A 6,000-nucleotide genomic window follows, 5' to 3' on the forward strand; every position below is an offset into this window, starting at 1 on the left:
CCAACGGTCGACGGGGGCCGTCTTCAGGGTGGGGAGCGCAGCCACGGGCGGTGCTGTTCCGGGGTGACGGCGACCGTGTCGAAGGTGACGGCGGTCTCACGGACGTCGTGGGCGTAGGGGTCCGTGAAGGCCTCCCGGCCGCCCTTCATTCCGGGCCTGACCTGCACGTCTCCCGGGTCTGGCAGCATTCTTCCTCCCCTAAGGGCCGGGCAGGATACTGCAAGATCTCGAAAAAGAGGGAGCACTGTGGGAATTCTGTCCCGATTCCAGTCGTTGTTTCCTTCGGAAGCGGGCACTCGGGAGAGTGTCCGGGGACGCGTCGGCCGAGCAGGAGGCGTGTCCGGCAGCCGCACCGCGACCGAACTCATCGCAAGGGAGCACGCATGGCAACCCGCGCCGTCGCCCGTCGTCAGTCCTCGGGCAGTGCCCGCGCCGTGGGCGGGGAGATCGCAGACCGCGACCTGGTCGGGATGTACCTGGACGAGATCGCGCGCACCCCGCTGCTCGATGCCGCCAAGGAAGTGGAGCTCTCGCAGATCATCGAGGCGGGCGTGTACGCCCAGCAGATCCTCGACGGGGCGATAGAGCGCAAGGGGAAGACGCCCGCGCGCGAGGAGCTGGAGGCGCTGGCCGCCGAGGGCGAGCGCGCCAAGGAGGTCTTCATCCGCTCCAACCTCCGCTTGGTCGTCGCCGTCGCCCGCCGCTACCCGCGCAGCGGTCTGCCCCTCCTCGACCTCATCCAGGAGGGCAATGCCGGCCTGGTCCGCGCGGTCGAGAAGTTCGACTACGCCAAGGGCTTCAAGTTCTCCACGTACGCCACGTGGTGGATCCGCCAGGCCATCACCCGCTCCATCGCCGACCAGTCCCGCACCATTCGCCTCCCCGTCCACCTGGTGGAGGAGCTCGGCCGGATCCGCCGGATACAGCGCGAGTTCAACCGGGAGAACGGCCGGGACCCGGAGCACGCCGAGATCGCCGCCGAGCTGGACTCGACGGAGAAGCGCGTGGGCGACGTACTGGACTGGGCGCGCGACCCGGTCAGCCTGAACATGGCCGTGGACGACGAGGGCGAGACGCAGTTCGGCGACCTGCTGGAGGACACCTCGGCGATCTCCCCGGAGCAGTCCGTGCTCTCGCTGCTGCGCAGCGAGGAGCTGGAGGACCTCCTGGGCAAGCTGGACCAGCGCACGGCGTCGATCATCAAGATGCGGTACGGGATCGAGGACGGGCGCGAGCGGACGCTGACGGAGGTCGGCAAGCAGCACGGCCTGACCCGTGAGCGGATCCGCCAGATCGAGAAGCACGCGCTGCTGGAACTGAAGAAGATGGCGCGCGACACGGGCTTCGACGCCGTGGCCTGACGCGCCCCCCAGACGAGCCCCGGTACCTATCCCCCCCCAGGTGCCGGGGCTCCCCCTTGCCCCGGCCCTACGGCGCCGCGGCCGACGTGAGGCGCGCGGCCAGCGCACGCGCGGCGGCCGCCAGGAAGTCCGGCCCGTGCACGGTGAACGGCAGTCCCGTCAGGGCCAGCCGCGCCGCCAGCCACTCCGGCGCCTCGCCGGTGTCGAAGCGGGCCCGCGCGCCGCCCCCGGGCTCGGCCACCGCCTCCTCGCGCAGCCACCCCGGCAGCTCTGCCAGGGCCGCCGCGAAGGAGACGTCCACCGGGTACCGGTCACCGCCCCGCAGCCCCCGCCGTACGAACGTCACCGCGTCGACCGGCAGCTCCCGCGCCACGAACCGGGCGCCCGTCGCGAAGGCCTCCGCCACCCGGTCCACCCGGAACGTCCGCCAGTCCTCGCGCTCCAGGTCGTACGCGACGAGGTACCACCGGCTCCCCGCGCTCACCAGCCGGTACGGCTCCACCAGCCGCCGTGACTCCACCCCGTCCCGCGCCCGGTACGCGAACCGCAGCCGCTCCGGCCCCGCCACCGCCGAGGCCATGACCGTCAGCGTCCGCGGGTCCACGGTCGGCCCGTCCCCGCGGGTCAGCGCGACCGTGGCCGACTGCAGCGCGCCCACCCGGTGCCGCAGCCGCCCCGGCAGGACCTGCTCCAGCTTCGCGAGGGCCCGTACGGAGGCCTCCTCGACCCCCTCGATCGCGTGCCCGGCGCCCGCCCGCAGCCCCACCGCGATGGCGACCGCCTCCTCGTCGTCCAGCAGCAGCGGCGGCATCGCCGCCCCGGCCACCAGCCGGTAGCCGCCGTCGGCGCCCAGCGTGGCCTCCACCGGGTACCCGAGGTCCCGTAGCCGGTCGATGTCGCGCCGGATCGTGCGGGCGCTCACCCGCAGCCGGTCCGCCAGCTCGCTGCCGGGCCACTCGCGCGGGGTCTGGAGGAGGGACAGCAGGGAGAGCAGCCGGGCCGGGGTATCCGTCATGCAATCAAGGCTGCCAGCCAAATAGGACACGGACTGACCTACATGCCGTCTAGGTTTCTCTCCATGAGCACCGAGACACCCCAGACATCGCCCGAAAGAGAGAACGGGCCCGTACAAGAAGAGCGGAACGACACAGCCACCTCAACCGCCGACCGCCGCCGCTGGCTGGCGCTCGCCATCGTGATGACCGCGGCCTTCATGGACCTGGTCGACGTCACGATCGTCAACATCGCGATACCCCGCATGCGCGAGGACCTCGGGGCCTCCACCAGCGCCATTCAGTGGATCACCGCCGGCTACGCGCTCGCGTTCGCCGCCGGCCTGATCACGGGCGGCCGTCTCGGTGACATCTACGGCCGCAAGCGCCTGTTCCTCATCGGCATCTCCGGTTTCACCGCCGCCTCGCTGCTCTGTGGCATCGCGCCCAACCCGGACGTGCTCGTCGCCTCCCGCATCCTGCAGGGCGGCATGGCGGCCATGATGGTCCCGCAGGTGCTGGCGATCATCCACGTCACCTTCCCGCCGCACGAGCGCGGCAAGGTCTTCGGCATGTTCGGCGCGATCGTCGGTCTCGGAGCCGTCTCCGGCCCGATGCTCGGCGCGCTGCTGACCGAGTGGAACATCCTCGGTCTCGAATGGCGCCCGATCTTCCTGATCAACCTGCCCGTCGGCATCGCCGGCGTGCTCCTGGGCCGCAAGTTCATCAGCGAGTCCAAGGCCCCCAAGGCCCTGCGCCTCGACCTGGTCGGCGTCGTGCTCGCCACGCTCGGCCTGGTCATGCTGATCTTCCCGCTCACCCACGGCCGGGAGAACGACTGGCCGCTGTGGGGCTTCCTGTGCATGGGCGCGGTGCCGTTCGTCTTCGCGGGCTTCATCGCCTACGAGAAGTACAAGATCAAGAAGGACGGCTCCCCGCTGGTCGAGCTCTCCCTCTTCAAGGTCAAGAGCTTCGCGGGCGGTGTCACCGTCCAGCTGACCTTCGGCATCGCGACCGGCATCTTCTTCCTGGTGTGGACGCTCTACATGCAGATGGGTCTCGGCTGGAGCGCCCTGAAGTCCGGCGCGACGGGCATCCCCTTCTCCCTGGCCGTCTCGGCGGCCGCCGGCATCTCGGTCCAAAAGCTCGTACCGCGCTTCGGTCGCAAGGTGCTCCAGGCCGGCGCCCTGGTCATGGCCGCGGGTCTGCTCCTCTACATCTGGGAGTCCGAGCACTACGGCATGGAGATCACCTCCTGGCAGATGGCGGCCCCGCTGGTCCTCATGGGCCTCGGCATGGGCCTGATCATCGCGCCGCTGACCGACACCGTGCTGTCCGAGGTGCCGCGCGAGCACGCCGGATCGGCCTCCGGCCTGATCAACACCACCGGCCAGATGGGCAACGCGCTGGGCCTCGCCCTGACCTCCGTCGTCTACTTCGGGGTGATCGACAAGGACGTGCTCTTCGGGCCGCCCTACGTCGAGGCCTTCCGCACCGCGCTGTGGTGGGTCGTGGCCGTGCTGGTCGTGATCTTCGCGGTGATGTTCGTGCTGCCGCGCAAGGCGGTCCCGATGGACCAGCGCGAGGGCGGCACGGCGCACGCGCCGGAACCGGTGGCGGAGAAGGTCCCGGTCGGGTAGCTCCTGCACAGGTGTCCTGACGGGCATGTCCGCTTCTGTTGGCGGGCATGCCCGTTTGCTTTGTTTTTCGTCTGGCTGGGCGTACCGTGGGAGGGAATCCACAGAGTCGGGCATTGAACGGACTTGAATCCACATGTACGCACCGGAGCGCCAGCAAGAGATCCTCCGCCTCGCCCACGAGGCGGGCCGGGTCGACGTACTCTCCCTCGCCGACCGCTTCCAGGTGACCGCCGAGACCGTACGCCGCGACCTCAAGGCCCTCGACCGCGCCGGGCTCGTCCGCCGGGTGCACGGCGGCGCCATCCCGGCCGGCCGCCTCGGCTTCGAGCCCGACCTCACCGAGCGCGAGGCCACCGCCGCCGACGAGAAGGACCGCATCGCGGCCGCCGCCCTGGCCGAGCTCCCCGAGGGCGGCAGCGTCATCCTCGACGCGGGCAGCACCGTCGCCCGCCTCGCGGCCGCCATCCCCCTGGAGTCCGCGCTCACGGTGGTCACCCACGCGCTGCCCGTCGCCGCCCGGCTCGCCGACCACGCCGCCATCGACCTCCACCTCGTCGGCGGCCGCGTCCGCCACCGCACCCGCGCCGCGGTCGACGCGTGGGCGCTGCGCGCGTACGCCGAGGTCCGCGCCGACGTGCTCTTCCTCGCCACGAACGGCTTCTCGGCGGAGGGCGGCCTCACCACCCCCGACCTCGCGGAGGCCGCCGTCAAGCGGGCCGCGATGGAAGCCGGCCGCCGCGTCGTCCTCCTCGCCGACTCCGCCAAGGCCGGTCAGGAGCACTTCGCCCGCTTCGGCACCTTCGCGGGCGTCGACCTCCTGATCACCGACTCCGGTCTCGACCCCGACGACAAAGCGGCGATCGAGGCCGCCGGTACGGAAGTTGCGCTCGTATGATCCTCACCGTCACCCCCAACCCCGCCCTCGACCGGACGTACGAGGTCCCCTCCCTGGACCGCGGCCAGGTACTCCGCGCCACCGGCGACCGGCTCGACCCCGGGGGCAAGGGCGTCAACGTCTCCCGCGCGGTGGCCGCCGCGGGCATGCGGACGACGGCGATCCTGCCGCTCGGCGGCACCCCGGGCGCGCTGATCGCCGAACTGCTGGACGCACAGGGCGTGGACGTCACCGCCGTCTCGATCGCGGGCCTGACCCGCTCGAACATCTCCGTGGTCGAACCGGACGGCACCCTCACCAAGATCAACGCACCGGGTCCCGAACTGACCCCGGCGGAATCGGCGCTCCTCCTCGAAACGGTACGCACCTGCTCCGGCCCGGCCACCTGGACCGCCTGCTGCGGCAGCCTCCCGCGCGGCCTGCACCCCGAGTGGTACGCCGACCTCGTGGCCCGCGCCCACGAAGCGGGCGGCCGGATCGCCCTGGACACCTCGGGACCGGCGCTGCTCGCGGGGCTCCCCGCCCGCCCGGACGTGATCAAGCCGAACGCCTCGGAGCTCGCCGCGGCGGTGGGCCGCCCGCTGCCCACCCTGGCCGACGTGGTCAAGGCGGCGGAGGAACTGCGCTCGCTGGGCGCGGGCGCGGTGCTGGCCAGCCTCGGCGCGGACGGCCAGCTCCTGGTCTGCGCGGAGGGCACCTTCCATGGCACCGCGCCGGTCTCCCGCGTCCGCAGCAACGTCGGCGCGGGCGACGCCTCCCTGGCCGGCTTCCTGATCGCCGGAGGCAGCGGCCCCCGGGCCCTCGCCTCCGCCCTGGCCCACGGCGCGGCCGCGGTCCAGCTCCCCGGCAGCGCCATGCCGACCCCCTCGGACCTGCGCCCCGACGCGGTCCGCATCACCCAGGACCTGCCCCTGGACCTGCCTTTGGACCCCCGTCCGTCCGAAACGGGCGACGAGCCGGATGATCATCCCCGGACTGGTCGCGCCTGAGCCGGCGGCGGCGTCAGCGGACCCGCGCGCGGGGCGCCCAACCCCCCCCCCCCGGCCCCCCCCCACGCGGCCCCACCCCCCACTTGCCCCCCGGCCGGCGCGCCGGGGGTTGGGCCCACCCCC

6 protein-coding genes are annotated in these 6,000 nt (G+C 72.3%); 4 read left to right on the top strand and 2 right to left on the bottom strand.

The window, feature by feature from the left end; translation table 11 throughout:
* Positions 1-23 precede the first annotated feature (23 nt).
* On the bottom strand, positions 24-188 hold the full coding sequence (locus ACFWBF_RS31025) for a hypothetical protein (protein WP_385607729.1): 165 nt from the start codon (positions 186-188) through the stop codon (positions 24-26).
* A gap of 195 nt (positions 189-383) precedes the next feature.
* Here ACFWBF_RS31025 and ACFWBF_RS31030 point away from each other — a divergent pair, with 195 nt between their 5' ends.
* Complete coding sequence (locus ACFWBF_RS31030; RefSeq protein ID WP_385607731.1) at positions 384-1,361, top strand: sigma-70 family RNA polymerase sigma factor; 978 nt, start codon at positions 384-386, stop codon at positions 1,359-1,361.
* Between the two features lie 67 nt (positions 1,362-1,428).
* Here ACFWBF_RS31030 and ACFWBF_RS31035 read toward each other — a convergent pair whose 3' ends face one another.
* Positions 1,429-2,376: a helix-turn-helix transcriptional regulator gene (locus ACFWBF_RS31035; protein ID WP_385607733.1), complete on the bottom strand. Its 948-nt coding sequence runs from the start codon at positions 2,374-2,376 to the stop codon at positions 1,429-1,431.
* 63 nt (positions 2,377-2,439) lie between these two features.
* Here ACFWBF_RS31035 and ACFWBF_RS31040 point away from each other — a divergent pair, with 63 nt between their 5' ends.
* The 3 genes from ACFWBF_RS31040 (at position 2,440) to pfkB (ending at position 5,877) form a co-directional block, all read left to right on the top strand.
* A complete protein-coding gene (locus ACFWBF_RS31040; protein ID WP_385607735.1) occupies positions 2,440-3,993 on the top strand; it encodes an MFS transporter in 1,554 nt (517 codons plus the stop codon).
* A 133-nt stretch (positions 3,994-4,126) separates the two neighbouring features.
* A complete protein-coding gene (locus ACFWBF_RS31045) occupies positions 4,127-4,888 on the top strand; it encodes a DeoR/GlpR family DNA-binding transcription regulator (protein WP_385607737.1) in 762 nt (253 codons plus the stop codon).
* Positions 4,885-5,877, top strand: a complete 993-nt coding sequence (pfkB, locus tag ACFWBF_RS31050) for a 1-phosphofructokinase (protein WP_385607739.1) — start codon at positions 4,885-4,887, stop codon at positions 5,875-5,877. Before ACFWBF_RS31045 ends, pfkB begins: the two co-directional genes overlap by 4 nt.
* Positions 5,878-6,000: the final 123 nt, after the last annotated feature.

The organism is Streptomyces sp. NPDC060028, from assembly GCF_042736725.1.
In the GTDB taxonomy this organism is placed as follows: domain Bacteria; phylum Actinomycetota; class Actinomycetes; order Streptomycetales; family Streptomycetaceae; genus Streptomyces.

What these genes read in the sequence shown, in the direction of transcription:
- ACFWBF_RS31025 (WP_385607729.1), bottom strand. Translation starts at nt 188, where the DNA reads ATGCTGCCAGACCCGGGAGACGTGCAGGTCAGGCCCGGAATGAAGGGC.
- ACFWBF_RS31030 (WP_385607731.1), top strand. Translation starts at nt 384, where the DNA reads ATGGCAACCCGCGCCGTCGCCCGTCGTCAGTCCTCGGGCAGTGCCCGC.
- ACFWBF_RS31035 (WP_385607733.1), bottom strand. Translation starts at nt 2,376, where the DNA reads ATGACGGATACCCCGGCCCGGCTGCTCTCCCTGCTGTCCCTCCTCCAG.
- ACFWBF_RS31040 (WP_385607735.1), top strand. Translation starts at nt 2,440, where the DNA reads ATGAGCACCGAGACACCCCAGACATCGCCCGAAAGAGAGAACGGGCCC.
- ACFWBF_RS31045 (WP_385607737.1), top strand. Translation starts at nt 4,127, where the DNA reads ATGTACGCACCGGAGCGCCAGCAAGAGATCCTCCGCCTCGCCCACGAG.
- pfkB (WP_385607739.1), top strand. Translation starts at nt 4,885, where the DNA reads ATGATCCTCACCGTCACCCCCAACCCCGCCCTCGACCGGACGTACGAG.